Origin of the sequence: Rummeliibacillus pycnus, assembly GCF_050459865.1 — a bacterium.
GTDB classification, from domain to species: Bacteria; Bacillota; Bacilli; order Bacillales_A; family Planococcaceae; genus Rummeliibacillus; species Rummeliibacillus pycnus_B.
In genome coordinates, this window is record NZ_JBCMNM010000077.1 from 22,942 (window position 1) to 49,792 (window position 26,851).

The following is a 26,851-nucleotide window of genomic DNA, read 5'->3' on the forward strand; positions in this document are numbered from 1 at the left end:
AGGGGAATTTTAAAATGACAAAAATTGCATTTGTTTTTCCTGGACAGGGATCACAAACAGTAGGAATGGGACAAGAATTTGTTTCAAATGAACCTACATGTAAAGAATTTTATGACCAAGCTGATAATATTTTAGGTATCGAATTATCTAAATTAATGTTAGAAGGTCCTCAAGAAGAATTAACGTTAACTTACAATGCACAACCTGCGTTAGTAACAACTGGTGTAATGATTGCTGAAAAGCTAAAACAAGCAGGGATTAAACCAGATTTTACTGCAGGCCATAGTTTAGGTGAATATGCTGCGCTTGTTACTTCAGGCGTTATGTCTTTTGCAGATGGAGTACAAGCAGTACATAATCGTGGCCTTTATATGAATGAAGCCGTACCAGCTGGTCTTGGTGCAATGGCTGCAATTTTAGGATTAGACCGAGATGTTTTAAAACAAGTAACAGACGAAGTTTCAGCTACTGGAGAAGTAGTTCAACTTGCAAACTTGAACTGTCCTGGCCAAATTGTGATTTCGGGTACAGCTAAAGGTGTAGAAGAAGCTTCTGCAAAAGCAAAAGAAGCGGGTGCAAAACGTGCTATTCCTTTAGTTGTTAGTGGTCCTTTCCATTCAGAGTTAATGCGTCCAGCTGCAAATAAACTTCAAGCAATGTTAGCTAATATTGAAATGCAGGATGCAGTCGTACCAGTAATTGCAAATGTAAATGCACAACCTGTTACATCAAAAGAAGATATTCCAAATCAACTTGTTGAACAATTATATTCTCCAGTATTATGGGAAGACTCCGTTCGAACATTACTTGATGAAGGAGTAGATGTTTTTATTGAATGTGGTCCTGGTAAAGTTTTAAGTGGTCTAGTGAAAAAAGTAGATCGCAAGGTAAAAACATATTGCATCTATGATGAAGCAACATTTGAACAAGTTTTAGAAGCTGCGAAGGAGTGGGCTTAATGGCAGATTTATCGAATAAGGTAGTAGTAGTAACAGGTGCCTCAAGAGGAATCGGACGTGAAATCGCACTACATTTAGCAAAACTAGGAGCAAAAGTAGTCGTGAATTATAGCGGTAGTCAAGGAAAAGCCGAAGCTGTTGTGGCTGAAATAGAAGAAAATGGCGGAACTGCTATTGCTGTACAAGCAAATGTAGCTGATGCAGATGATGTGACAATGCTTATGAAAACAGCAGTTGAAACTTATGGCTCACTTGACATTTTAGTAAATAATGCCGGAATTACACGAGATAACTTATTGATGCGTATGAAAGAAGAAGATTGGGATGCTGTTATGAATATCAATCTAAAAGGTGTCTTTCTATGTACAAAAGCCGTAACTCGCCAAATGATGAAGCAACGTGCAGGGCGTATCGTCAATATTGCTTCAATCGTAGGGGTTGCTGGTAACGCAGGTCAAGCAAACTATGTTGCTGCTAAAGCAGGAGTTATAGGACTTACTAAAACAGCTGCAAAAGAATTAGCTGCTCGTAATATTTACGTGAATGCTGTAGCACCAGGATTTATTGACACAGAAATGACGGAAGAATTACCTGAAGATATTAAAGCTCAAATGCTTTCTCAAATTCCATTAGCTAAGTTAGGTAAACCAGAAGATGTTGCAAAAGTAGTTGCATTTTTAGCTTCAGATGATGCAAGCTATATGACAGGCCAAACATTACATGTAGATGGCGGAATGGTCATGTAAGTTTTAGCTATTAATGTGAACCTTATTTTTGTATAATCATTGAGGGGAGGTGAACAATTTGGCAACAGTAATCGAACGTGTAACTAAAGTTGTCGTTGACCGTTTAGGTGTTGACGAAAGCGAAGTTAAACTAGAAGCTTCTTTCCGTGATGATCTAGGTGCAGATTCATTAGATGTAGTAGAATTAGTAATGGAATTAGAAGAAGAATTTGATATGCAAATTGATGACGAGGATGCAGAGAAAATTGCAACTGTAGGTGATGCAGTTAACTTTATCTCAAGCAAAGTCGACTAATTTAGCGTATAATATACAATACTTAGGACTTCCTCTGCAATGATTGCGGAGGAAGTTATCTTTTTATTTTTGCACAATGTGAAAGAAAAAGGTAAACTAGAGGATGTACCAAATGGAAAATAAGAAGGTTGATAAAGATGAGAATACAAGGACTCTCACAAAAAAATGGCGCAATTTCAGAGCAAGCACGACTTAAATTCGCTGACTTACAAGATCAATTAGGTTTGCATTTTGACAATGCAAATTTGTTATACAATGCTTTTACACATTCGTCATTTGTGAATGAGCATCGTCGTAAATTATTTGAAGATAATGAACGTCTTGAGTTTTTAGGAGACGCTGTACTTGAGCTAACTGTTTCTAAGTTTTTATTCCTTAAATTCCCTAAAATGAGTGAAGGAGAACTTACAAAATTGCGTGCAGCAATGGTTTGTGAGCCATCTCTAGTGATTTTTGCCAATGAATTGAATTTTGGCGAATATGTGTTACTTGGTAAAGGGGAAGAAATTACAGGCGGTCGTGAACGTCCAGCATTACTTGCGGATTGTTTTGAAGCATTTATAGGTGCTCTCTATTTAGACCAAGGTTTAGAAACAGTTGTTGGGTTTTTGGAAAAAGTTGTTTTCCCAAAAGTTGAGCTCGGTGCTTTTTCACATGTTATGGATTTTAAAAGTCAATTACAAGAAATGGTCCAACAAAATAATTCTGGTACATTGCAATACGAAATCATAAAAGAAAATGGTCCAGCGCATAACCGTACATTTGTCTCTCAAGTATTGTTAAATGATAAAGAGCTTGGAGTAGGTAACGGTAAATCTAAAAAAGAAGCAGAACAAAAAGCAGCACAATGCGCTATGCGTGCGTTGAAAACACAATTAGCGAATGATCAGGAGGGTTAATTTTGTTTCTTAAACGGCTTGAAGTGATTGGTTTTAAATCTTTCGCCGATCGAATAGGTATAGACTTCGTCCCAGGAGTTACAGCGGTTGTTGGCCCTAACGGTAGTGGTAAAAGTAACGTAACAGATGCGATCAGATGGGTACTCGGGGAACAATCCGCTAAGTCTCTTCGTGGTGCAAAGATGGAAGATATCATTTTTGCCGGGAGTGATTCACGCAAACCGCTTAACTTTGCAGAAGTATCGTTAATTTTAGACAATGAAGACGAACGCTTGCCGATCCCATACAACGAGGTAAGCGTTACTCGTCGTGTCTATCGTTCTGGGGATAGTGAGTATTTGCTAAATAAACAGCAATGCCGACTGAAAGATATTACAGATTTATTTTTAGATTCAGGATTAGGAAAAGAAGCTTTTTCGATTATTTCTCAAGGACGTGTTGACGAAATACTAAATAGCCGACCTGATGATCGACGTACAATTTTTGAAGAAGCTGCAGGTGTATTGAAATATAAACAACGCCGAAAACAGGCAGAGCATAAATTGTTTGAAACAGATGATAATTTACACCGTGTACTTGATATTTTGCATGAGTTAGATAAACGAATTGAACCATTACATATTCAAGCATCTGCTGCTGAAGATTACTTGAAAATGTCAAATGAATTAAAAGATATTGATATTGCGGTATTAGTGCATGACATAGAAAATCTAAATCGCTCTATAGAACAAATTGTAAATGAAAAACAAGAACTTTATTCAAAAGAACAAATTCACTCATCTCAAATTATCGAAAAAGAATCTAATATTTCGAAGCTTCGAAAACAATTAAGTGATTTGGATACTTTACTTGACGAATCTCAGCATCAATTAGTGGATGTGAGTGCTGAAGTAGAACGCTTTGAAGGACGTAAAGTGTTAATGGCTGAGAAACGAATGAATGCAACCACTCAGCTTACAAAACTTCAACAATCACTTGAAAAAGCTATTGCTTCACGCGATAGTTGGAGAAATGTGAAGGGTGACAAAGAAGAGCAATTAACCGAACGCGTGCAAGAGCTTCAGAATTTGAAAAAAACAGTGAAACAGTTAGAAGATAACTTAAATCGCTCAACTTCTGAAATTGAAGCAGAAATTGATAAATGGAAAGATACTTATATCGACCGTTTAAATGAGGAAGCAACGGTTAAAAATGAAATAAAAAATATTTCAAAGCAATTAGATGAACAAGCTGAAAATTCAGTGAAAATTTCAAGTCAATCTGCTGAAATGATGACAGAGTTAAAAGAATTACAAAATGAACAACAACTAGTGGCTGAAAAATTACACAAAGTAGAACAGCAGGTTGCGCTAAAGCTTGAAGGATATAAGAATTGCCAACAAGACGTTCAGCATGCTAGAAAGCAATATGATGATCAACAGGCAATGCTTTTCAAAGGATACCAACATTTACAACAAATGAAGTCTCGTCAAGAAACACTTGCTGAACTTGAAGCTGATTTTTCTGGATTCTATCAAGGGGTAAAGGCTGTACTTGTTGCTCGTGAAAACCAACAAGTACTAGGTATTCATGGTGCAGTAGCCGAACTAATTCAAGTTGATGGTGAATACGCAAGAGCTGTTGAAACGGCTCTTGGCGCAGCAATGCAACATGTTGTCACAGAAACAGATGCTGATGCACGTAAGGCAATTGCATGGCTGAAACAACAACGGGCTGGTCGTGCAACATTCTTACCGAAAAATGTGATGAAATCTCGTAAAATACCAGATAATGTGTTACAAACTATTGCGAGTCACCCATCATTTATCAATACAGCTGATGAATTAGCATCATTTGATCCTGCTTTCCGAACAATTGCTGAAAACTTACTTGGTCACGTATTAGTATCAAAAGATTTGCAAGGGGCTTCTCAAATTGCAAAAGCTTGTAACTATCGCTATCGTGTCGTTACTTTAGAAGGTGATGTAGTAAATACAGGCGGTTCATTAACAGGGGGATCTGTTAAACAACAAGCATCATTGTTTAGTCGTAAAGCAGAACTTGAGGGCTTAACAGCACAACTAACTGAAATGCAATCTTCTATTGAGAAAGCGGAAAAAGTGGTTGCGGAATGGAAAGAACAAGTCACAGAAAAATCTGTACTCCTTGAACAACTGCGATTACAAGGTGAAGAAATTCGTGCTGAAGAAGTAGAGTTAAGCGCCCGTCATCGTGAACTAGAAGCAACAACAAAGCGGCTATCATTACGTGTCACTATGTTTAGTGATGAACAACAAGATGCATCTGGACGCAAAACATCCTTAGAAACCCAATTAGCAGATTTCAATCGTCGCAAGGAGGAGCTAACAAAAGAGTTAGCGGATATTAATCAAACAGTTGATGAGTTAAATGTTTTAAAACAACAAAGTGAATCAGAACGTGATGTTTTACAAGAACAATATGCATTAAAGCGCTCAGATATAGCTGTTCTTAATGAGCAAGTTTCCCAACTTAGACAAGCTGTTATGGATGCCAATTCACAATTTGATCAGACAAATGAAGAAGTATCTAATATATCTAAAGAAATTGATTGGCTGACAAATGGTGGCGATCTAAGTGGACAAACTGAGGAAGAAATTGTTGCTAAAATTATTGAGCTACAAAAGAAAAGAGAAGAGCTTGTTTTAACGGTAGATCAAACCAAGCAACAACGTACTGAAGTTCAGCAGGTTGTTGATGAAACAGATATTGAGTTAAAAGAATTACAACGTGTACATCAAGGACTTCTTGATGGATTACGTAATTATGAAGTGAAACTAAATCGTCTAGATGTTGAGCACGAAAACTTATTAAAACAACTTGAAAAAGATTATGAGCTGACATTTGAAGAAGCATTAATGGAACCTTCTCTCGATATGGATGTCGAAATAGCTAGAAGAAAAGTTAAACTGTTAAAACAATCGATTGCAGAATTAGGGTCGGTTAACATCAGCGCAATTGAAGAGTATGCTACAGTTATAGAACGACATACATTTTTATCTAATCAGCGAAGTGATTTAATAGAAGCACAAGAAACATTACATGAAGCAATTCGTGAAATGGATGAAGAAATGACAAATCGCTTCAGCGAAACGTTCTTTGAAATTCGTGAGCACTTCCAAAAAGTATTTAGAGAATTATTTGGAGGAGGGCATGCAGATTTAGAATTGCTTGACCCGGATAATATGCTCGAAACAGGAATTGAAATTGTAGCACAACCACCAGGTAAAAAACTTCAACGACTTAGTCTATTATCAGGAGGGGAAAGAGCGTTAACAGCTATAGCGTTATTGTTTGCGATATTAAAAACACGTCCAATCCCATTCTGTATACTCGATGAAGTTGAAGCAGCTCTTGACGAATCAAATGTTGCTCGTTATAGTCAATATTTGAAAAAGTTTAGTGCGGAAACACAATTCATCGTTATTACTCACCGTAAAGGAACGATGGAAGGCGCTGATGTGTTGTATGGTATTACAATGCAAGAATCAGGTGTCTCTAAACTAGTATCCGTTAAATTAGAACAGGAAGAACCTGTTCCATCGTAGGACAAAGGAGCGAAATAATATGAGCTTTTTAAAGCGTATGAAAGAAAAGTTAATGGGTGGTCCAAAGACGGAAAAAGATGTAGAAAAAGAAGAACTTTTAGATGAAGTAGCAGAAGAAGAAGTCACTGTCGAACAATCTACCGAGGAAGTAGTAGAAGAAACAACTGTAGAGACTCCAAAATCAGAAGTGCGAGAAATCGTAGCAGATGCCCTTCCAGAAGTTGTAGAAACAGAAACGGAAGAAGAACCCAAAAAAGAGCCTGAAAACGAAGAAAAACGCAAACGTGGATTTTCAGCCTTTTCAATTACAGAAAAATTTAAGTCAGGTTTATCAAAAACACGTAATTCATTTACATCAAAAGTGAATGATTTAGTAGCGCGTTATCGTCACGTAGATGAAGAATTCTTTGAAGAACTTGAAGACTTACTGCTTCAAGCGGACGTTGGTATGGAAACAGTTATGGAATTAACAGAAAAGCTGCGCTTTGAAGTACAACGTAAAAATATTAAAAATACTGAGGGTATACAAGCATTAATCTCTGAAAAACTTGTAGAAATTTACGAACAAGGCGAAGATGATATTACAGAGTTAAATATTCAAGAAGGCGATTTAACAGTAATCTTATTTGTGGGTGTTAATGGTGTTGGTAAAACAACTACAATTGGTAAACTAGCGCATCGTTTCAAACAACAAGGTAAAAATGTTTTACTTGCAGCAGGAGATACTTTCCGTGCTGGTGCTATCGAACAATTACAAGTATGGGGAGATCGTGTAGGCGTAGAAGTTATTAAACAATCAGAAGGCTCAGATCCAGCGGCAGTTATGTATGATGCTATTCGTGCAGCTAAAAACCGTAATGCGGATATTCTGATTTGTGATACAGCGGGTCGTTTGCAAAACAAAGTCAATTTAATGAATGAGCTAGAAAAAATTCATCGTGTCATTTCCCGGGAAATTCCGTCGGCTCCGCACGAAGTTTTACTAGCACTAGATGCCACAACGGGACAAAATGCGCTACAACAAGCACAAATTTTCAAAGAAGCGACAAATGTTACAGGGATTGTATTGACAAAATTAGACGGTACTGCAAAAGGTGGTATTGTACTTGCAATCCGTAACAAATTGCATATTCCGGTTAAATTCGTAGGACTTGGGGAACAAATGGATGATTTACAACCATTCGACTCAGAACGATATGTATATGGCTTATTTGCGGATGCATTAGATGAACAGTTAGCTAATGACGAAGATTAATTGAATAACGAAAGGAGTTACCAAATGAATTTTTTGGTAGCTCTTTTTTAGTTAGGGTCTGTTATTAGAAAATGTTGATTTTTTGCGCTAAGAAATAATTTGAAACTGATGAAATATCAACTGCATTTTTAAATAGAGCCTTAAGTTAAAATAGACAAGTATTTTTACTTGACAGAAATAGTATTTATCTTTATGATACAGAAGAATATGTAAAAAAAGAGGAGAGATGTCGATATGCTACTTGAAAAAACAACGCGCATGAACTTTCTCTTTGACTTTTATCAAGCATTATTGACAGACAAACAACGTAGTTACATGCAACTATATTACTTGGATGATCATTCATTAGGTGAAATTGCAGAATCTTATGATGTATCTCGCCAGGCAGTTTATGATAACATTCGTCGAACAGAAACTATGCTTGAAGAATACGAGGAAAAACTTCAACTTTTTGAAAAATTTCAAAACAGACAACGAATACTTGCAAAGCTTTCAGAAAGTGTAATGGACGTTTCATCAGTCAAAACAGATCAGTTAGCACTTATTGAACAGTTAAAGCAATTTGATTAGGAGGCGACATGCATGGCATTTGAAGGTTTAGCGGAGCGACTCCAAGGGACGATTAACAAGATTAAAGGTAAAGGAAGAGTAAGCGAGCAAGACGTAAAAGAAATGATGCGTGAAGTTCGATTTGCTCTTATCGAAGCCGATGTTAACTTGAAAGTCGTAAAAAGCTTTATAAAAAAAGTTAGCGAGCGCGCAGTAGGTCAGGATGTTATGAAAAGCTTAACACCTGGTCAACAAGTTATTAAGATTGTAAAAGATGAATTAACAGATTTAATGGGTGGCGAGCAAAGCCCTATAAAATTTGCGACAAAGCCACCGACTGTAATAATGATGGTAGGTTTACAAGGTGCTGGTAAAACAACTACTACTGGGAAACTGGCAAATGTATTACGTAAAAAATATAATCGTAAGCCATTATTAGTAGCAGCCGACATTTATCGTCCTGCAGCTGTACAACAATTACAAACACTTGGGAAACAATTATCATTGCCTGTATTTTCATTAGGCACAGATATCTCACCAGTTGAAATCGTGCGCCAAGCTCTAGAGCAAGCAAAAGAAGAGCATCATGATGTTGTATTAATTGATACTGCTGGCCGTCTACATATTGACGAAAACTTAATGCAAGAATTAAAGGATATTCGTGCTTTAAAAGAACCAGACGAAGTATTCTTAGTAGTCGATGCAATGACTGGGCAAGATGCTGTGAATGTTGCTGAAAGCTTTAATGAAGCAGTCGGTATTACAGGTGTTGTTTTAACAAAACTTGATGGTGATACACGTGGTGGTGCAGCATTATCTATCCGCTCTGTAACTCAAAAACCAATCAAATTTGTTGGTATGGGTGAAAAAATGGATGCACTTGAAGCGTTCCATCCTGAGCGCATGGCATCTCGTATTCTTGGTATGGGCGATGTCATGACCTTAATCGAAAAAGCGCAAGCAACAGTCGATGAAGAAAAGGCAAAAGAATTAGAAGAAAAATTCAAAACACAAAGTTTTACTCTAGATGATTTCTTAGAGCAAATGGGTCAAGTGAAAAAACTAGGACCATTGGATGAAATATTAAAAATGTTACCAGGCGCAAATAAAATTAAAGGGTTAGAAAATGCTAAAATTGATGATAAACAAATTAGCCATATTGAAGCTATTATTTTATCAATGACACCAGCTGAAAAAACAAACCCTGAAATTATTAATGCAAGCCGTAAAAAACGTATTGCAAAAGGATCTGGTTCATCTGTTCAAGATGTAAACCGCCTTATTAAACAATTTGATGATATGAAAAAAATGATGAAACAAATGACTGGTATGGCGCAAAAAGGGAAGAAGAAAATGAAACTTCCTGGCTTGGATTCCTTGTTTAAATAAAAAAAATACGCTAAAATATAGTGTGTTAAGAAAAAACACTTTACAAACAATCCAAAGCTTGCTATTATACTATCTTGTGTGAAACTATTCGGAGGTGCAATTAAACAATGGCAGTAAAAATTCGTTTTAAACGTATGGGAGCTAAAAAATCTCCTTTCTATCGTATCGTAGTAGCAGACTCACGTTCACCACGTGATGGTCGCTCTATCGAGACTATCGGTACTTTCAATCCATTAACTACTCCAGCAGAAGTTAAAATTGACGAAGCTAAAGCATTAGCTTGGTTAGGAAATGGTGCGAAACCATCTGATACAGTACGTAACTTGTTCTCAGAACAAGGTATTATGGAAAAATTCCATAACTCAAAAATCGGTAAATAATCGGAGGTGGCTTTATGCAACAGCTGATTGAGACGATCGTAAAACCTTTAGTCGATTATCCAGACAAAGTAAAAATTATTACTGATGAAAACGACAATCGTATTGTTTATAAACTTTCTGTACATCCTAGTGATATCGGAAAGATCATTGGCAAGCAAGGACGTGTTGCAAAAGCAATTCGTACAATTGTTTACTCAGCAGCAGGCAGCCATCATAAGAAGAAAACTTATATCGATATTCTAGATTAGTCAAACTAGGAAGGAGCAAACGTTCCTTCCTAGTTTTATTTATATAATTGCGGAGACACAGCTCGTTTCAAAAGCTGAACATGCCCGCTTTAATCCCAGATTTCAAAGAGGTGAACAATATGGAATGGTATAACGTAGGTAAAATTGTCAATACACATGGCATTCGAGGAGAAGTCCGTGTTATATCACAAACGGATTTTCCTGAAGAAAGATACGCTGTTGGTCAACAACTAGGACTTTTTAAACAAGGTGAGAAGAAACCTTTACTTCTTACAATTGCTTCTTCACGTCCACATAAGAACTTTATTCTTCTATCATTTGAAGGCTATCCTAATATCAATGATGTTGAATGCTTCCGTGATGGAATATTAAAAGTAAATGAACAACAACTTGAAGAAGATGATTTACAAGATAATGAATTCTATTACCATGAAATAGTTGGATGTACTGTTTACGACCAAAATGGAAAAGAAATTGGTCAAGTGAAAGGAATTTTTGAAACAGCTGCAAATGACGTATGGACTGTTAAAGGTTTAGATGGGAAAGACCATCTGATTCCTGTTGTAGATGAATTTATCAAAGAGATTGATATTGATGAAAAGAAAATTGTAATTGAAGTAATAGAAGGTTTATTATCATGATGAATATCCACGTACTATCTTTATTTCCTGATATGTTTTCAGGAGTGTTTGGATCCTCCATTTTAAAAAAAGCACAAGAAAAAGAAGCGGTAAAATTTTCTGTTACTGATTTTAGACAATACTCTAATAATAAACATGCTCAAGTAGATGATTATCCATATGGTGGAGGTGCAGGAATGGTATTAAAGCCTGAACCTTTATTTAATGCTGTGGAAGCCCTTGTAGCAGACGGAAAGAAGCCCCGCATCATTTTAATGTGTCCACAAGGAGAACGCTATACACAAGCCAAAGCGGAAGAATTAGCGCAAGAGGAAAATCTAGTATTTCTTTGTGGCCACTATGAAGGCTATGATGAACGCATTCGTGAATTCTTAGTAACAGACGAGCTATCGATTGGTGATTTCGTATTAACAGGTGGCGAGTTAGCAGCCATGACCATTATTGATAGTGTTGTTCGATTATTGCCAGGAGTACTTGGAAATGATGATTCACCCGTATTAGATTCTTTCTCTACAGGCTTGTTAGAGCATCCACATTACACGCGTCCTGCTGATTTCCGTAGCATGAAGGTTCCTGATGTTTTACTATCAGGCAATCATGCAAAAATAGAGCAATGGCGAATGGAGCAGTCTATAAAACGTACTTATGAACGTCGGCCAGATTTATTTGAACATATTGAGCTGACTCCTGAACAACAAAAGTATCTAAATAAACTTAAGAAGCTGTAAAGTATAAACACTTGCAATAGAATATAATATATGCTAATATTTGAGATGCATTTCTATGGAGATGCCGTATTACGGTGTTCCGCTGTAGCAACCATAGTGACCTGCAAGAGCATCTGTCTAAGGAGAGAAAACAATGTCAAACATTATTTCAGAAATCACTAAAGAACAACTTCGTACTGACATCCCTGCATTCCGTGCTGGTGATACAGTAAAAATCGACGTTAAAGTAGTCGAAGGTACTCGCGAACGTATCCAAGTATACGAAGGAGTAGTAATCAAACGTCGTGGTGGCGGTATTAGCGAAACTTTCACAGTTCGTAAAATCTCTTATGGTGTTGGAGTTGAACGTACATTCCCAGTAAATACTCCAAAAATCGCTAAATTAGAAGTTACTCGTCGTGGTAAAGTACGTCGTGCTAAATTATACTACCTACGTAACCTACGTGGTAAAGCTGCTCGTATTAAAGAAATTCGATAAGCTTATTTTTGAAGAACAGGGAGCTTGCTTTTCAAGCTCTCTTTCTTTTTGCCTGAAATGATAAATCCTTGTACAATAATAAGTAGAAAAGTCAAGGGGGACATCGATAATGGAAAAAGTAAAAAAGGAAAAGAATGAGTTGTGGGAATGGACTAAAGCACTAATTATTGCATTTGCGCTTGCAGCTGGAATTCGATACTTATTATTTACCCCAATCGTGGTAGATGGTGAATCGATGATGCCTACACTTGAAAATGGAGATCGCATGATTGTAAACAAGCTTGGTTATCGTGTAGGAGATATTCATCGCTTCGATATTGTTGTATTCCATGCACCAGAAAAAAAGGATTATATTAAGCGAGTAATTGGCTTACCTGGCGATAAATTAGTTTATAAAAACGATCAATTATATATAAATGGTAAAGCAATCGCAGAACCATATCTACAAAAGTTCAAGAACGAAATTACTGATGGTGGCACGTTAACTGAAGATTTTTCGCTAGAAGATATTCCGAGTGTACATGGTGATACCATTCCACAAGGTTATGTATTCGTCATGGGAGATAATCGTCGTTACAGTAAGGATAGCCGCCATATAGGTATCGTTTCTGTTGATAAAATTATAGGTAAAACAAATGTTGTCTTTTGGCCACTCGATCAAATGGGCAAAGTGAATTAACAAATAGGAGAGAATAAAATGACGATCCAATGGTTTCCAGGGCATATGGCCAAAGCACGCAGACAAGTAACGGAAAATTTAAAGTTTGTTGATATTATTTTTGAATTAATCGATGCGCGCTTACCTATGTCATCAAGAAATCCGATGCTTGACGAAGTCATTCATCAAAAAACAAGATTATTAATATTAAATAAGGCTGACATGGCTGACGAAGCGCAAACGAAAAAATGGCTTGCGTACTTTGAGCAACAAGGTCATAAAGCAATTGCTATCAATTCATTAGATGGAAAAGGTTTAAAACAAGTTACAAAAGCAGCTCAAGAGATGTTAGCTGATAAATGGGCGCGTATGAAAGCAAAAGGTCTAAAGACTCGTGCTATTCGTGCGATGATTGTAGGAATACCGAATGTTGGTAAATCTACGCTTATTAATCGTTTAGCTAAAAAAAATATTGCAAGAACTGGTAATACTCCAGGTGTCACTCGATCGCAACAGTGGATTAAAGTGGAGAAAGAATTAGAATTACTTGATACACCAGGGATTCTTTGGCCTAAGTTTGAGGACCAAGAAGTAGGCTATAAATTAGCTTTAACAGGAGCTATAAAAGATACAATTACGAATATGGATGATTTAGCTATATATGGTCTCAATTTTTTAAGTAAGTACTATCCTGGTCGAATGGAAGAACGTTATCAAATTTCAGAATTAAGCGATGAAATTGTTGAGACATTTGATCATATCGGAAAATTAAGACGAGTTTATATTTCCGGAGGCGAAATTGATTATGACCAAGTTGCAGAACTCATCGTTCGTGATATTAGAGGACAACAGCTTGGTAAGTTAACTTTTGATTTCGTAGAAGATTTTTCCTCTTAAAAAATCAACCTTTTTTACCATCCGGTAAAAAAGGTTTTTTTCTCGAGTTTTATAAAAACTGACCGATAAAAAGGATATGGATAAAGGAGAATTAACGTGAGTACGATAAAACAAATAAAAGAGGATTTACTAAAAGAGAAAGAATGGCAACCTTGGATGAATGATCTAGAAAAAGATGAGAGACAAGGTGTCAAAAATGCATTAAAACAATGGAATCATCGTAAAGAAAAACAGGATTATTTATTGTCAGAGCATAATAAAAAACTGGCATTTGACGAATCGTTTAGACCGTTCTCGCATGCGCTTGTTGCAGGTACGGATGAGGCAGGGCGTGGTCCTTTAGCGGGTCCAGTTGTAACTGCAGCAGTAATATTACCAGAAGACTGCCCTACTTTAATAGGTTTAAATGATTCAAAACAATTATCTAAAGAATCAAGAGAAAGTTTTATTGATAAAATCCAACAATGTGCAATTGCGACTGCCATACATTTTCAACCTGCAAATGTAATTGATGAAATGAATATTTATGAGGCAACAAAGCAATCGATGAAAGCATCGATAGAAGCATTAACTAAAAAACCAGATTTTGTATTAGCAGATGCCATGACACTACCTATCAATATTCCACAACAATCGGTAATAAAAGGTGATGCAAAAAGTTTAGCAATAGCTGCAGCGTCTATTTTGGCAAAAACAGCTCGAGATCATTATATGGAAGAAATGGCGGATAAATATCCGGAATATGGTTTTGAAAAACACGCTGGCTACGGCACGCAACAACATTTAGAGGCACTACGTCAATATGGACCAATAGAAATCCATCGCAAAACATTCGAACCAATCAAATCAATGATTCTACAGAAGGGGTGAGAGAAGATGAATTATCCATCTTTGTCAGGTGTCCAGTTTCAACAATCAAGCGGAGCGATGAATCAGCAACCGCTTGCACTGAAACAAGGACAAGTTATTCATGGTTCTATTAAACAACTTTATCCAGATCAAATGGCAGAAGTTCAAATTGGTGGACAACGTTTAATGGCAAAGCTAGAAGTGCCTCTTCAAGCGGGAAATTCACATTATTTTCAAGTATCGGGAGTAGAGCCAGACTTACAACTAAAAGTTGTATCAGGACCGATGGCAACATCTGCATCTATGTCACAGCAAGTGAGTCAATTACTCGACACTATGCAACTACCACAAACAGATGAGATGAAGCAAGTAGCATCTATTCTTTTGAAAAATAATTTGCCAATCTCTAAGGAACAATTACAACAAGCTGAGCAAATAATGAAGGCTTTACCAGATAATATCAGTACAAAAGAAGCGTTAAACGTTTTGCAAAAGCTAATTCAATTAAAATTACCGATTCAACAAGACACATTCCAAGCTGTCTTACAGGGGAGTATGAAACAAGGCTTTACCGAAACACTAGGTAGTTTACAACAACTATTGCAACAAGATGCATCCATTCCACAAGCTATACGTGAACAACTATTAACTCAATTGCAATTGTTGAGTAAGCCCCTTGCTGTAGAAACAGGTAGCGTGTTATTCGCGAAAATGTTGGATAATTTATCCGCTTCATCATCAACTGCAGATAAATTAATGATATTACAACTTTTAAAAGACTCTGGTATTTTTCCAAATAACGCTAATGTTTTTAACTGGAATAATAGTGTATTACAACAGACAAGTACAAACGGTAATAGCTTATTGCAGCAACTATCTTCTCAAATTCAAACAGGAAATTCACATGAAGTTGTATCACTATTACCGCAAGTAAAAGCATCATTGCAGGAAAATCCATTCCTTTTAGATGCACAAAAGTTAACATTACAGCAATCAATCACAAAAGCGATCGTACAACCGAATGCACAAAACTTACAATCTGTCCAAAAAGATATTCAAATAACTCTTCAACAATCAAAGCAATCACCAATCCAATTGTTGAATATGATTCAATCTGCATCGACAAAAGAAATAGTTGAATTATTACCACAGTTAAAATCAGCAATACAAGATCAAACATTATTATCTTTAACACATAAAGAAGGACTGCTCCAAACATTAGATAAGTTTGATGTTTCCACTAGTACGCCACAGTCTATTCAGGCATTGGTAAAGAATTTACAGGCTCAATTGTTGAAAGCTTTTAGTGATTCTACTCAGCTACAGCCATTTCAAACAGATTCACAAGGAAATTCAGCAAAACAGCAAATGATGCTTATGTTAAATGCAGGGCCATCAGCAAATGAGCAATTATTTAGTAAGCTTACTCAAATGACAATGAATTCAAATTCACCTGTACTACAACAAATGCTTGAGCAGACCGAGCAACAAATAGCACAACATCTGGATGGTAGAGCATTTGAAAAAGCGATTAAACAAACATTACATAATCTAGGACTTAGTTATGAAGCAAAACTCTTGGACAAATCTTCCGACGTTCAACAAATTACACAACAATTAAAGCCACAACTTCTTGGTTTGATACAAGATGACTCTACTTCTGCTTTAACAAAAAGTGCAGCGGAACAAGTAGTGGCTCGTATGAATGGTATGCAATATTTATCTGGTGAGAATGGTCCGCAACATCAGCTAATCATGCAAGTACCACTAGAATTCTTCGGTAAAAAAGCAGAGGCAACATTGCAGTGGAATGGTCGCATGAAAGAAAATGGCAAAATTGACGCTGATTATGCACGAATACTTTTCTATCTCCAACTTAGCTCATTAGAAGAAACAGTTATTGATATGCAAGTTCAAAGTAGAGTTGTTACGGTTACTATATATAACGAAAATACAGGGCTAACAGCTTTAGCCGAACCACTAAAATCTGCTCTTAAAGAAGGTTTATCTCAGCATGATTATCAATTATCGGGACTTTTTATAAAAAGTTATTCAAAACAACAATCTCCATCAAAAACGAGCATCCCATCGACATCTGTTGAACATAATAAAGGAGTCGATATTCGTATATGAACGAAGAAAAACAAGTGCGAAAAGAAGCAGTTGCACTGTCCTTTAATCCGGCAAATTCTGATGCACCAAAAGTCATTGCAAAAGGAAAAGGGCAAATTGCTGAAAATATATTGGAACAAGCTGAAATTCATAACATTCCTATTCAACAGGACCCTAATCTTGTCCAATTATTAGGCCAATTAGATTTAAACGAATCTATTCCTGAAGAACTATATCAAGCAGTAGCAGAAGTATTTGCTTTTATTTATCGACTTGATCAAATACATGAAAAATTTCCAAATAAAAACCACTAATCTTTCTTTCAGAAAATTAGTGGTTTTTCGACTTTAGAATAATGTGTTATTTTTCATTAAAAAAATGTAATAAAGTAGACTATGGACATTATTGTTTGATTTATATACAATATATTTGTATTTCATAATATTATGAAATTTAGATGGGAGGAACAAGGATGAATATCCATGAATATCAAGGAAAAGAAATTCTTCGTCAATATGGGGTATCGGTTCCTGCTGGTAGAGTTGCTTTCTCACCAGAAGAAGCAGTTAAAGTTGCGAAAGAGTTAGATTCCAAAGTTACAGTAGTAAAAGCTCAAATCCATGCAGGTGGACGTGGGAAAGCAGGCGGTGTAAAAATCGCAAAAAGTTTAGATGAAGTACGTTCTTATGCTAAAGAATTGCTAGGTAAAGTGCTTGTCACTCACCAAACTGGTCCAGAAGGTAAAGAAGTCAAACGCCTATACATAGAGGCTGGTTCAGACATCAAGAAAGAATACTATCTAAGTCTTTTAGTCGATCGTGCAACTTCAAGAGTAACTGTTATGGGCTCTGAAGAAGGTGGCATGGATATTGAAGAAGTAGCAGCAGAAACACCAGAGAAAATTTTTAAAGAAGTAGTAGATCCTGTTTTAGGTCTAACAGCATTCCAAGCAAGACGTCTTGCGTTTAATATGAATATTCCTAATAATTTGATTAATAAAACCGCAAATCTAATGCTCGGTTTATATAAAGCTTTTACAGAAAAAGATGCTTCCATCTTAGAAATAAACCCTCTTGCTATTACAGGGGATGGTGAAGTACAAGCATTGGATGCGAAATTTAATTTTGATGGTAATGCATTATATCGTCATAAAGATATTGTTGAACTTCGAGATTTTGATGAAGAAGATCAAAAAGAAATCGAAGCTTCAAAATACGATTTAAACTATGTTACTTTAGACGGTAGCATTGGTTGTATGGTAAATGGTGCTGGCCTTGCTATGTCTACAATGGATACAATTAGTTACTATGGCGGAAGTCCCGCGAACTTCCTTGACGTTGGCGGCGGTGCAACTGCAGAAAAAGTAACAGAAGCATTTAAAATTATTCTTTCTGATCCAAATGTTAAAGGTATTTTCGTTAATATTTTTGGTGGCATTATGAAATGTGATGTAATCGCAGAAGGCGTAATTGTAGCTGCGAAAGAAGTAGGATTAAATGTTCCATTAGTTGTTCGACTTGAAGGTACAAATGTTGATCTTGGCAAAAAATTATTAAACGACTCAGGTTTAAATATTATTGCTGCAGATTCAATGGCTGATGGTGCTCAAAAAATTGTAGAGCTTGTAGGTTAAGAAAGGCGGAATCGATATGAGTATTTATATCAATAAAGATACAAAAGTAATGGTGCAAGGTATTACAGGTTCGACAGCTCTTTTCCATACAAAACAAATGCTAGAATACGGTACTAAAATTGTAGCTGGTGTAACACCAGGTAAGAGTGGTACTTCAGTCGAAGGAGTTCCTGTATTTAACACAGTTATTGATGCAGTTAATACAACAGGAGCTAATGTATCTGTTATTTATGTTCCAGCACCATTTGCAGCAGATGCTATTCTTGAAGCAGTTGATGCCGAATTAGATATGGTTATTTGTATAACAGAACATATACCTGTTCTTGATATGGTAAAAGTGAAACGTTATATGGAGGGCAAGAAAACACGTTTAATAGGTCCTAACTGTCCAGGCGTAATTACTGCAGATGAATGTAAAATCGGTATCATGCCAGGATATATTCATACAAAAGGACATGTAGGTGTTGTTTCTCGTTCTGGTACTTTAACTTATGAAGCTGTACATCAATTAACAGTTGAAGGAATTGGCCAATCAACAGCTGTTGGTATTGGTGGTGACCCTGTTAATGGTACAAACTTTATTGATGTATTAAAAGAGTTTGAAGCGGATCCTGATACTTATGGAGTTATTATGATTGGTGAAATCGGTGGTACAGCTGAAGAAGAAGCTGCAGAATGGATTAAAGCTAATATGACAAAACCTGTAGTTGGATTCATTGGTGGTCAAACTGCTCCGCCAGGAAAACGTATGGGCCATGCAGGCGCTATTATTTCTGGGGGAAAAGGTACCGCAGCTGATAAGATTAAAGCGATGAATGAATGTGGTATTGAAGTTGCCGAAACACCAGCAGTAATTGGTGAAACATTTATTCGTGTCATTAAAGAAAAAGGCTTGTACGAAAAGTGTAAGACCCTTTAAAATGAAAGTGTAGTACTAATTTCTAGTACTACACTTTTTTTCTTCATATGAATCAAACTATTATAATGGAGGGAAGTCATGTTCGATGTAAATTTTACAGAAAGATTACTTGCTCTGCACTACGTATATCCTGTTCCCCTAAATAGGATACAACCTTTACTTGATTCAGATCCAGATTTGCAAAAATTAGAGCAAATGCCAGCGCAAGAAATTGCAAGATTTTTGAACATATCTGTCGAAAAATCAAAACACTTGCAAGAAAACTATGCTAATACGCTTATTTCCCCATTAAAACAAGCGTACGAAACCCATAATATCTTCCCCATACCTTTTCATCATCCAATGTACCCCAACAAATTACTTGCATTATATGACCCACCAGTTGTACTTTATACAAAAGGATTAATTGATATTTTAAAGAATTGGCGTAGAATGGCTATAGTCGGATCGAGACAATCTACAAGTTATACTGAGAAAATATTAAACTTAATCGTACCACCTTTAATAGATCATGATTATACCATTGTCAGTGGGCTCGCAAAAGGAGCTGATCGAATGGCTCATGAAGCTGCTATTCGTTTTGCTGGTCAAACAATAGCGGTACTAGGACATGGCTTATTTCACTTGTATCCAAAAGAAAATCGAAAGCTTGCAGAAAAAATAGAGCAAGAACATTTACTTATTAGCGAATATCCACCTTATGTAAAGCCTCAAAAGTGGTATTTTCCAATGCGAAATCGAATAATCAGTGGACTTTCAGAAGGAATACTGGTCACAGAGGCAGCAGAAAAAAGTGGAACATTAAGTACAATTGAACATGGTTTAGAAAATGGTAAGCATATATTCGTTGTACCTGGTGATATTACGAAACCTCTTTCTAAAGGACCACATAAGCTACTATTAGAAGGTGCGACGCCAGTATGGAATGGCTATCAAATTATAGAAGAAATAGAAGGATTTTTACTTTCAAAATGAAAAAAGGTTGCAAAAATACAAATTCTGTTATACATTTTGCAACAGGTATTTCTTTTGAAAAATGAAACTTCACCTCTATAAGGGGGAACTTAAATGTCGGATTATTTAGTTATAGTGGAATCGCCCGCAAAAGCAAAAACAATCGAGCGATACTTAGGAAAAAAATATAAAGTAAAGGCTTCAATTGGTCACGTTCGTGATCTTCCAAGAAGTCAAATGGGTATTAATACAGAAAATAATTACGAACCAAGATATATTACAATTCGTGGTAAAGGACCTGTATTACAAGATTTAAAATCAGCAGCTAAAAAAGCCAAAAAAATCTATCTAGCAGCCGATCCAGACCGTGAAGGAGAAGCAATTGCTTGGCACTTAGCGACAGCTCTTAATATCGATATTCAATCAGATTGTAGAGTAGTATTCAATGAAATCACAAAAGATGCAATTAAAGAATCATTTAAGCATCCCCGTCCAATAGATATGGATTTAGTAGATGCACAACAAGCAAGAAGAATATTAGACCGTCTTGTAGGATATAATATAAGTCCTTTACTATGGAAGAAAGTCAAAAAGGGATTATCTGCAGGGCGTGTTCAATCAGTTGCATTACGCCTAATTATTGACCGTGAAAACGAAATTAAAAACTTCCAACCAGAAGAATACTGGACAATTGAAGGTGATTTCCAAAAAGGGAAACAATCATTTGATGCAATGTTCTATGGTAATACAAAAGAAAAAATTAAATTATCAAATGAACAAGAAGTTCAGCAGATTCTTAGCCAGTTAAAAGGTGAAGATTTTGAAGTAATAAAAGTAGTGAAACGTGAACGTAAACGTAATGCTTCACCTGCTTTTACAACATCATCATTACAACAAGAAGCAGCTCGCAAATTAAACTTCAGAGCACGAAAAACGATGATGCTTGCTCAGCAATTATATGAAGGTATTGATGTTGGTAAAGAAGGTACAGTAGGTTTAATCACATATATGCGTACAGACTCTACTCGTATTTCTGAAACAGCTAAAAAAGAAGCCCATGAATATATTGAACAAAATTATGGTGAGGAATATACAACATTAGTCACTCAACAAGCAAAAAAATCAGAAAATGCACAAGACGCTCATGAAGCAATTCGTCCAACAAGTACTTTGCGTCATCCAGATCAGTTGAAATCTGTATTATCCAGAGATCAATTGCGTTTATATCGCTTAATTTGGGATCGATTTGTTGCAAGTCAAATGGCGCCTGCAATACTAGATACAGTCACAGCAGATTTACAAAATGGTGAGATTATTTTCCGTGCTTCAGGTTCAAATGTTAAATTTCCTGGTTTTATGAAACTTTATATTGAAGGTTCTGACGATCAGAAAGAAGAGAAAGATAAACTTCTGCCTCCAATGGAAAAAGGAGATGTGGTGAAAAGTTTAGAAATTGAACCAATTCAACATTTCACTCAACCACCACCACGATTCTCAGAAGCGCGTCTTGTTAAAACGCTCGAAGAACTCGGAATTGGGCGACCATCCACATATGCACCAACTTTAGATACTATTCAAAAACGTGGATATGTAACCTTAGAGGCAAAACGATTTGTTCCAACTGAGCTTGGTGAAATCGTTCATTCATTAGTCCTTGAATTTTTCCCAGGAATCATTAATATCGAATTTACAGCGCAAATGGAAAAAGATTTAGATAGTATTGAAGATGGAAATGTAAAATGGGTAAAAATTATAGACGATTTTTATCAAAAATTTGAAAAAGAATTGAAACATGCAGAAATAGCGATGGAAAAAGTAGAGATAAAAGATGAACCAGCAGGTGAAGATTGTGAAGAATGCGGCTCACCAATGGTTTTCAAACTAGGTCGTTATGGAAAATTCATGGCATGTAGTAATTTCCCAGAATGTCGTAATACAAAAGCGATTGTGAAAGAAATCGGTGTAAAATGTCCAAAATGTAAAGAGGGCGAAATTGTCGAAAGAAAAAGTAAGACAAAACGTATTTTCTACGGTTGTAATCGCTACCCAGAATGTGATTTCGTATCTTGGGATAAACCTATCAACCGTCCTTGTCCAAAATGTAGTGAACTTTTAGTCGAAAAGAAAATCAAAAAAGGTATTCAAGTCCAATGTACAAGTTGTGACTATAAAGAAGAACCAACACAATGATGTGTTTTTAGAAAGCAGGTAAATAATAGAATGACACCAATAGTTAATGTAATCGGAGCAGGTTTGGCTGGTAGTGAAGCAGCTTGGCAAATTGCTAAAAGAGGAGTAAAAGTACGTCTTTACGAAATGCGACCAGTGAAACAAACACCTGCGCATCATACAGATAAATTTGCAGAACTAGTTTGTAGTAACTCTCTACGTGCAAATAATTTAACAAATGCTGTAGGCGTAATTAAAGAAGAGATGCGCCAAATGGAATCTGTAGTAATTGAAGCTGCAGATAATTGTTCCGTACCAGCTGGAGGAGCACTAGCAGTAGATCGCCACGAATTTTCAGGCTATATAACTGAAAAAGTGAAAAATCATCCTCTTGTAGAAGTAATTAATGAAGAAGTGACAGAAATTCCTGAAGAGGGTATTACAGTAATTGCTACAGGTCCACTTACTTCAAAAGCTTTAGCTGATAAAATTCAAATGCTTACTGGGGAAGAGTATTTATACTTCTACGATGCTGCTGCGCCAATTATAGAAAAAGACAGCATTGATCTGGATAAAGTATATTTGAAATCACGTTATGATAAAGGCGAAGCTGCTTATTTAAACTGCCCAATGAACAAAGAAGAATTCTATGCTTTTCGTCAAGCTTTAATTGAAGCTGAAAAAGCTCCATTAAAAGAATTTGAAAAAGAAAAGTATTTCGAAGGTTGTATGCCAATTGAAGTAATGGCAGAACGTGGTGAAAAAACAATGTTATTCGGTCCGATGAAACCAGTTGGACTAGAAGATCCGAAAACAGATAAACGTCCATATGCAGTTGTGCAACTTCGCCAAGATGATGCAGCAGGGACACTTTACAATATTGTGGGATTCCAAACGCACTTAAAATGGGGAGCACAGAAGGAAGTATTCAGTATGATTCCAGGCTTAGAAAACGTTGAAATCGTTCGTTATGGAGTAATGCACAGAAATACGTTTATCAACTCTCCAAAAGCATTGGCACCTACTTATCAATTGAAAAGCCATCCCAATATTTTCTTCGCTGGTCAAATGACAGGTGTAGAGGGCTATGTGGAATCAGCAGGTAGTGGATTAATTGCAGGAGTGAATGCAGCACACTTAGCATTGCAGCAAGATTTATGTATCTTCCCAGCAGAAACAGCATTAGGAAGTATGGCTCGATACATTACTGAAGCAGATCCAAAACATTTCCAACCGATGAATGTTAACTTCGGTTTGTTCCCTGCATTAGGTGAAAAGATCAAATCAAAACAAGAACGTGGAGAAAAACATGCGGAACGTGCTTTAAATGCTTTGCGTGAATTCAAAACATCCACAAAAATTTAATTGCGAAAGTCCTTAATTGTTGTTATACTTTTAAGGGCTTTTTTCTTTGAAATTATTTTTTTTTGAGAAAAAATTTGTATTTTTAGGTTAAAAAATTCCATAATTAGGTATACTACCATAAAATAAATATAATATTAGGTAATGTACACAAATAAGTCATAAATCTACTGAAAATTGCCATAGTCTAAGTTGTTAGAAATCGTTCAGACTTTATTTAATTGACTAACAGTGAGAAAATAGAATCGAGAACGTGAGTAAATGAGGTGTTCCGATGAACATACAATTTAAGCAGGCACTAGAACAGTTTATTACTTATATTCAACTAGAAAAAAACTTTTCACCATTAACAGTTCGGGACTACCGAACGGATATACTCGGATTTTTTACGTTTCTCCAAGTAGAAGGTGTGGAGGATTTGACTCAAGTCGAATACATACACGCTAGACTTTATGTAACAAAATTGTATGAAGAAAAAAAAGCTAGGACAACAATTTCGAGAAAAATTTCTTCAATCCGCTCCTTTTTTAAATTTTTAAATAGGGAATACGATTTGGATGACTCGGCATTTCAAGCGCTTTATCATCCGAAAAAGGAAGTAAGGTTACCTCACTTTTTTTACGAAGAAGAACTATCGAAACTTTTTGAGGCAAATGAAGGCTCAGATCCAAAATCATTACGCAATATGGCGATTTTGGAGCTTCTATACGCTACTGGAATTCGTGTAAGTGAACTCACATCTATTGAACTAAAGGATATTGATTTTTCTTTGAATATCCTTAGGGTGATGGGGAAAGGTAGAAAAGAGCGATATGTTCCATTTGGACATTTTGCTGCAGAAGCAATAGGAAACTATTTGGAGGAATCTCGTCCTAAACTTATAAAAGGGTTACAGCATGAAGGATTATTTGCGAATATGCGAGGAGGAGCACTTACAGCTAGAGGTGTTCGCTATATTTTAAATGACATGATGAAACGAACAGAGTTACATACAACAATCCACCCGCATATGTTACGTCATTCCTTTGCAACACACCTTTTAAACAATGGGGCAGATTTAAGAACAGTTCAAGAATTATTAGGTCATTCAAGTTTGTCTTCAACCCAAGTTTATACACATGTTACTAAAGAACATCTACGAAACACATATATGAATGCTCATCCCCGAGCTTAATATTTTGGAGGAGGTTTTAAACATGGATTTACATGCAACAACTATATTTGCCATTCAGCACAATGGTCAAAGTGCTATGGCGGGTGATGGTCAAGTTACTTTAGGAAATTCTGTCGTTATGAAACATTCTGCTAGAAAAGTTCGTCGTTTATATAATGGTAAAGTACTTGCAGGATTTGCTGGTTCAGTGGCTGATGCATTTACATTGTTTGAAATGTTCGAAAGTAGATTAATGGAATATAATGGAAATTTACAACGAGCTGCAGTTGAAGTTGCTAAACAATGGCGTGGCGATAAGATGCTACAAAAATTAGAAGCACTTCTGCTTGTAATGAACAGCGAAACACTGTTATTAGTATCTGGATCAGGTGAAGTTATTGAACCAGATGATGGGATTTTAGCGATTGGTTCTGGAGGTAATTATGCATTGTCAGCTGGAAGAGCATTGAAACAATATGCTGGAGAACAGATGACAGCGAAAGAAATTGCGAAAGCATCATTAGAAATTGCCGCTGATATTTGTGTATTTACAAACCATAATATTATCGTGGAGGATCTAAAAGTATGACACAACAAAAGACCCCTAGAGAAATGATGGAGTATTTGAATCGTTATATTGTTGGCCAAAATCAAGCAAAACGAGCAGTTGCTGTTGCACTTCGTAATCGTTATCGTAGACAATTACTTTCTGATGATATGAAAAATGAAGTAATACCAAAGAATATTTTAATGATCGGACCTACTGGAGTCGGTAAAACAGAAATCGCTAGACGTATTGCTCGTCTTGTGAAAGCACCATTCCTTAAAGTAGAGGCTACTAAATTTACAGAGGTAGGTTATGTTGGCCGGGATGTAGAATCAATGGTCCGAGATTTAGTTGAAATTTCAAATCGGCTGGTAAAAGAAGAAAAGCAAGAAGAAGTAAAAGAGCAAGCTGAGCAGTTGGCAAATGACCAAATTGTGAAACTTTTAGTACCTAGTATGCGTAAAAAACAAACATCACAAAATCCCTTTGAAGCACTTTTTGGTCAAAAAAACGATACGTCTAATGAGAACGAAGAAGAAGATACACAAGTAAACTTAAAACGTTCTCAAATAGCTGAAAAATTAAGCGATGGTAAATTGGAAGACGAATGGGTAACTGTTGAAGTGACAGAACAACAATCAAACATGATGGGTCTATTCCCTGGTGGCGGTATGGATATAGGTGGAACCAATATGGGAGATATGCTGTCAGGTCTAATGCCACCGAAAAAGAAAAAGCGTCGCTTACAAGTAAAAGATGCAAGACGTATTTTAATCATTGAAGAAGCAAACAAACTAATAGATAATGAAGAAGTATCTGAGGAAGCTATTCAACGAGCTGAACAATCTGGCATCATTTTTATTGATGAAATAGATAAAATTGCTACAAAAAGTAATGGTAGCAGTGGAAATGCTAATGTTTCACGTGAAGGAGTTCAACGTGATATATTACCAATCGTAGAGGGCTCAACCGTAAATACAAAATATGGACCAGTTAGAACAGACTTCATGTTATTTATCGCTGCTGGGGCATTCCATATGTCAAAACCATCTGATTTAATACCCGAATTACAGGGTAGATTTCCAATTCGTGTGGAATTGGAAAAGTTAACGAAAGAAGATTTCGTACGTATTTTAAAAGAACCTGATCATTCACTGATCCTGCAATATAAAGCTCTACTTGCTACTGAAGGTGTAGAAATTGAATTTACAGATGTAGCAATCGAACGAATCGCTGAAATTGCAACAGATGTGAACCAGGACTCAGATAATATCGGAGCTCGCCGGTTACACACAATTCTGGAACGTCTTTTAGAAGAGCTATCGTTTGAAGCGTCGGATATCTCTCCAGCACACATTGAAATTACTGAAAGCTATGTTAACCAAAAACTTAGCGAAATTGTCAAGAATAAAGATTTGTCACAATTTATTTTATAGTTTATAATCTAAGATATTGCAGAAAATTT

At 36.2% G+C, this 26,851-nt stretch carries 26 protein-coding genes; all 26 read left to right on the plus strand.

Annotated elements, in window-relative coordinates:
* Positions 1-14 precede the first annotated feature (14 nt).
* The 26 genes from fabD to hslU all read left to right on the plus strand — a co-directional run bounded on the left by fabD (position 15) and on the right by hslU (position 26,822).
* Positions 15-959, plus strand: coding sequence for an ACP S-malonyltransferase (fabD, locus tag ABE048_RS15415; RefSeq protein ID WP_430312154.1), 945 nt, complete (start codon positions 15-17; stop codon positions 957-959).
* On the plus strand, positions 959-1,705 hold the full coding sequence (fabG, locus tag ABE048_RS15420; RefSeq protein ID WP_430312155.1) for a 3-oxoacyl-[acyl-carrier-protein] reductase: 747 nt from the start codon (positions 959-961) through the stop codon (positions 1,703-1,705). The genes fabD and fabG overlap by 1 nt, the downstream gene beginning before the upstream one ends.
* Before the next feature lie 58 nt (positions 1,706-1,763).
* The gene (gene acpP / locus ABE048_RS15425) at positions 1,764-2,000 is read left to right on the plus strand and encodes an acyl carrier protein (protein ID WP_397537483.1); all 237 of its coding nucleotides are present in this window, start codon (positions 1,764-1,766) and stop codon (positions 1,998-2,000) included.
* A 137-nt stretch (positions 2,001-2,137) separates the two neighbouring features.
* Positions 2,138-2,899: a ribonuclease III gene (rnc, locus tag ABE048_RS15430; RefSeq protein ID WP_430312156.1), complete on the plus strand. Its 762-nt coding sequence runs from the start codon at positions 2,138-2,140 to the stop codon at positions 2,897-2,899.
* A gap of 2 nt (positions 2,900-2,901) precedes the next feature.
* Positions 2,902-6,465, plus strand: a complete 3,564-nt coding sequence (gene smc, locus ABE048_RS15435) for a chromosome segregation protein SMC (protein WP_430312157.1) — start codon at positions 2,902-2,904, stop codon at positions 6,463-6,465.
* Between the two features lie 19 nt (positions 6,466-6,484).
* Positions 6,485-7,720, plus strand: coding sequence for a signal recognition particle-docking protein FtsY (gene ftsY / locus ABE048_RS15440; protein ID WP_430312158.1), 1,236 nt, complete (start codon positions 6,485-6,487; stop codon positions 7,718-7,720).
* 234 nt (positions 7,721-7,954) lie between these two features.
* On the plus strand, positions 7,955-8,290 hold the full coding sequence (locus ABE048_RS15445; protein WP_430312159.1) for a putative DNA-binding protein: 336 nt from the start codon (positions 7,955-7,957) through the stop codon (positions 8,288-8,290).
* 12 nt (positions 8,291-8,302) lie between these two features.
* Positions 8,303-9,658, plus strand: a complete 1,356-nt coding sequence (gene ffh, locus ABE048_RS15450; protein ID WP_430312160.1) for a signal recognition particle protein — start codon at positions 8,303-8,305, stop codon at positions 9,656-9,658.
* A 107-nt stretch (positions 9,659-9,765) separates the two neighbouring features.
* Entirely contained in the window at positions 9,766-10,038 is a 273-nt protein-coding gene (rpsP, locus tag ABE048_RS15455) for a 30S ribosomal protein S16 (protein WP_430312161.1), read from the plus strand.
* Between the two features lie 14 nt (positions 10,039-10,052).
* Positions 10,053-10,286, plus strand: coding sequence for a KH domain-containing protein (locus tag ABE048_RS15460; RefSeq protein WP_430312162.1), 234 nt, complete (start codon positions 10,053-10,055; stop codon positions 10,284-10,286).
* Between the two features lie 119 nt (positions 10,287-10,405).
* Entirely contained in the window at positions 10,406-10,927 is a 522-nt protein-coding gene (gene rimM, locus ABE048_RS15465) for a ribosome maturation factor RimM (RefSeq protein WP_430312163.1), read from the plus strand.
* Positions 10,927-11,655 (plus strand): tRNA (guanosine(37)-N1)-methyltransferase TrmD, encoded by a 729-nt coding sequence (gene trmD, locus ABE048_RS15470; protein ID WP_430312257.1) that lies wholly within the window; start codon positions 10,927-10,929, stop codon positions 11,653-11,655. The genes rimM and trmD overlap by 1 nt, the downstream gene beginning before the upstream one ends.
* Before the next feature lie 133 nt (positions 11,656-11,788).
* On the plus strand, positions 11,789-12,133 hold the full coding sequence (rplS, locus tag ABE048_RS15475) for a 50S ribosomal protein L19 (RefSeq protein ID WP_397537491.1): 345 nt from the start codon (positions 11,789-11,791) through the stop codon (positions 12,131-12,133).
* Positions 12,134-12,242: 109 nt separating this feature from the next.
* Complete coding sequence (gene lepB / locus ABE048_RS15480) at positions 12,243-12,812, plus strand: signal peptidase I (RefSeq protein ID WP_430312164.1); 570 nt, start codon at positions 12,243-12,245, stop codon at positions 12,810-12,812.
* Positions 12,813-12,830: 18 nt separating this feature from the next.
* Positions 12,831-13,688, plus strand: a complete 858-nt coding sequence (ylqF, locus tag ABE048_RS15485; RefSeq protein WP_430312165.1) for a ribosome biogenesis GTPase YlqF — start codon at positions 12,831-12,833, stop codon at positions 13,686-13,688.
* Positions 13,689-13,784: 96 nt separating this feature from the next.
* Complete coding sequence (locus ABE048_RS15490; protein ID WP_430312166.1) at positions 13,785-14,558, plus strand: ribonuclease HII; 774 nt, start codon at positions 13,785-13,787, stop codon at positions 14,556-14,558.
* A gap of 6 nt (positions 14,559-14,564) precedes the next feature.
* Positions 14,565-16,670, plus strand: coding sequence for a hypothetical protein (locus tag ABE048_RS15495; RefSeq protein WP_430312167.1), 2,106 nt, complete (start codon positions 14,565-14,567; stop codon positions 16,668-16,670).
* On the plus strand, positions 16,667-16,963 hold the full coding sequence (locus ABE048_RS15500) for an EscU/YscU/HrcU family type III secretion system export apparatus switch protein (RefSeq protein WP_430312168.1): 297 nt from the start codon (positions 16,667-16,669) through the stop codon (positions 16,961-16,963). The genes ABE048_RS15495 and ABE048_RS15500 overlap by 4 nt, the downstream gene beginning before the upstream one ends.
* Positions 16,964-17,121: 158 nt before the next feature.
* Positions 17,122-18,282 (plus strand): ADP-forming succinate--CoA ligase subunit beta, encoded by a 1,161-nt coding sequence (sucC, locus tag ABE048_RS15505; RefSeq protein WP_430312170.1) that lies wholly within the window; start codon positions 17,122-17,124, stop codon positions 18,280-18,282.
* A gap of 16 nt (positions 18,283-18,298) precedes the next feature.
* Positions 18,299-19,201 (plus strand): succinate--CoA ligase subunit alpha, encoded by a 903-nt coding sequence (gene sucD / locus ABE048_RS15510; RefSeq protein WP_430312171.1) that lies wholly within the window; start codon positions 18,299-18,301, stop codon positions 19,199-19,201.
* 78 nt (positions 19,202-19,279) lie between these two features.
* Positions 19,280-20,176 carry a DNA-processing protein DprA gene (gene dprA, locus ABE048_RS15515; RefSeq protein WP_430312172.1) on the plus strand — a complete coding sequence of 299 codons (897 nt, stop codon included), beginning with the start codon at positions 19,280-19,282 and terminating at the stop codon, positions 20,174-20,176.
* 93 nt (positions 20,177-20,269) lie between these two features.
* Positions 20,270-22,345 carry a type I DNA topoisomerase gene (gene topA / locus ABE048_RS15520; RefSeq protein WP_430312173.1) on the plus strand — a complete coding sequence of 692 codons (2,076 nt, stop codon included), beginning with the start codon at positions 20,270-20,272 and terminating at the stop codon, positions 22,343-22,345.
* Positions 22,346-22,375: 30 nt separating this feature from the next.
* A complete protein-coding gene (trmFO, locus tag ABE048_RS15525; RefSeq protein ID WP_430312174.1) occupies positions 22,376-23,689 on the plus strand; it encodes an FADH(2)-oxidizing methylenetetrahydrofolate--tRNA-(uracil(54)-C(5))-methyltransferase TrmFO in 1,314 nt (437 codons plus the stop codon).
* 271 nt (positions 23,690-23,960) lie between these two features.
* Positions 23,961-24,860, plus strand: a complete 900-nt coding sequence (gene xerC / locus ABE048_RS15530) for a tyrosine recombinase XerC (protein WP_430312175.1) — start codon at positions 23,961-23,963, stop codon at positions 24,858-24,860.
* Positions 24,861-24,882: 22 nt separating this feature from the next.
* Positions 24,883-25,428, plus strand: a complete 546-nt coding sequence (gene hslV, locus ABE048_RS15535) for an ATP-dependent protease subunit HslV (protein ID WP_430312176.1) — start codon at positions 24,883-24,885, stop codon at positions 25,426-25,428.
* Positions 25,425-26,822 carry an ATP-dependent protease ATPase subunit HslU gene (gene hslU / locus ABE048_RS15540; RefSeq protein ID WP_430312177.1) on the plus strand — a complete coding sequence of 466 codons (1,398 nt, stop codon included), beginning with the start codon at positions 25,425-25,427 and terminating at the stop codon, positions 26,820-26,822. Before hslV ends, hslU begins: the two co-directional genes overlap by 4 nt.
* Positions 26,823-26,851 lie beyond the last annotated feature (29 nt).

What these genes read in the sequence shown, in the direction of transcription:
- trmD (WP_430312257.1), top strand. Translation starts at nt 10,927, where the DNA reads ATGAATATCCACGTACTATCTTTATTTCCTGATATGTTTTCAGGAGTG.
- rplS (WP_397537491.1), top strand. Translation starts at nt 11,789, where the DNA reads ATGTCAAACATTATTTCAGAAATCACTAAAGAACAACTTCGTACTGAC.
- ffh (WP_430312160.1), top strand. Translation starts at nt 8,303, where the DNA reads ATGGCATTTGAAGGTTTAGCGGAGCGACTCCAAGGGACGATTAACAAG.
- rpsP (WP_430312161.1), top strand. Translation starts at nt 9,766, where the DNA reads ATGGCAGTAAAAATTCGTTTTAAACGTATGGGAGCTAAAAAATCTCCT.
- ftsY (WP_430312158.1), top strand. Translation starts at nt 6,485, where the DNA reads ATGAGCTTTTTAAAGCGTATGAAAGAAAAGTTAATGGGTGGTCCAAAG.
- sucD (WP_430312171.1), top strand. Translation starts at nt 18,299, where the DNA reads ATGAGTATTTATATCAATAAAGATACAAAAGTAATGGTGCAAGGTATT.
- sucC (WP_430312170.1), top strand. Translation starts at nt 17,122, where the DNA reads ATGAATATCCATGAATATCAAGGAAAAGAAATTCTTCGTCAATATGGG.
- dprA (WP_430312172.1), top strand. Translation starts at nt 19,280, where the DNA reads ATGTTCGATGTAAATTTTACAGAAAGATTACTTGCTCTGCACTACGTA.
- rnc (WP_430312156.1), top strand. Translation starts at nt 2,138, where the DNA reads ATGAGAATACAAGGACTCTCACAAAAAAATGGCGCAATTTCAGAGCAA.
- fabD (WP_430312154.1), top strand. Translation starts at nt 15, where the DNA reads ATGACAAAAATTGCATTTGTTTTTCCTGGACAGGGATCACAAACAGTA.
- ABE048_RS15445 (WP_430312159.1), top strand. Translation starts at nt 7,955, where the DNA reads ATGCTACTTGAAAAAACAACGCGCATGAACTTTCTCTTTGACTTTTAT.
- rimM (WP_430312163.1), top strand. Translation starts at nt 10,406, where the DNA reads ATGGAATGGTATAACGTAGGTAAAATTGTCAATACACATGGCATTCGA.
- hslU (WP_430312177.1), top strand. Translation starts at nt 25,425, where the DNA reads ATGACACAACAAAAGACCCCTAGAGAAATGATGGAGTATTTGAATCGT.
- xerC (WP_430312175.1), top strand. Translation starts at nt 23,961, where the DNA reads ATGAACATACAATTTAAGCAGGCACTAGAACAGTTTATTACTTATATT.
- topA (WP_430312173.1), top strand. Translation starts at nt 20,270, where the DNA reads ATGTCGGATTATTTAGTTATAGTGGAATCGCCCGCAAAAGCAAAAACA.
- fabG (WP_430312155.1), top strand. Translation starts at nt 959, where the DNA reads ATGGCAGATTTATCGAATAAGGTAGTAGTAGTAACAGGTGCCTCAAGA.
- ABE048_RS15495 (WP_430312167.1), top strand. Translation starts at nt 14,565, where the DNA reads ATGAATTATCCATCTTTGTCAGGTGTCCAGTTTCAACAATCAAGCGGA.
- hslV (WP_430312176.1), top strand. Translation starts at nt 24,883, where the DNA reads ATGGATTTACATGCAACAACTATATTTGCCATTCAGCACAATGGTCAA.
- ABE048_RS15460 (WP_430312162.1), top strand. Translation starts at nt 10,053, where the DNA reads ATGCAACAGCTGATTGAGACGATCGTAAAACCTTTAGTCGATTATCCA.
- trmFO (WP_430312174.1), top strand. Translation starts at nt 22,376, where the DNA reads ATGACACCAATAGTTAATGTAATCGGAGCAGGTTTGGCTGGTAGTGAA.
- ABE048_RS15500 (WP_430312168.1), top strand. Translation starts at nt 16,667, where the DNA reads ATGAACGAAGAAAAACAAGTGCGAAAAGAAGCAGTTGCACTGTCCTTT.
- ylqF (WP_430312165.1), top strand. Translation starts at nt 12,831, where the DNA reads ATGACGATCCAATGGTTTCCAGGGCATATGGCCAAAGCACGCAGACAA.
- lepB (WP_430312164.1), top strand. Translation starts at nt 12,243, where the DNA reads ATGGAAAAAGTAAAAAAGGAAAAGAATGAGTTGTGGGAATGGACTAAA.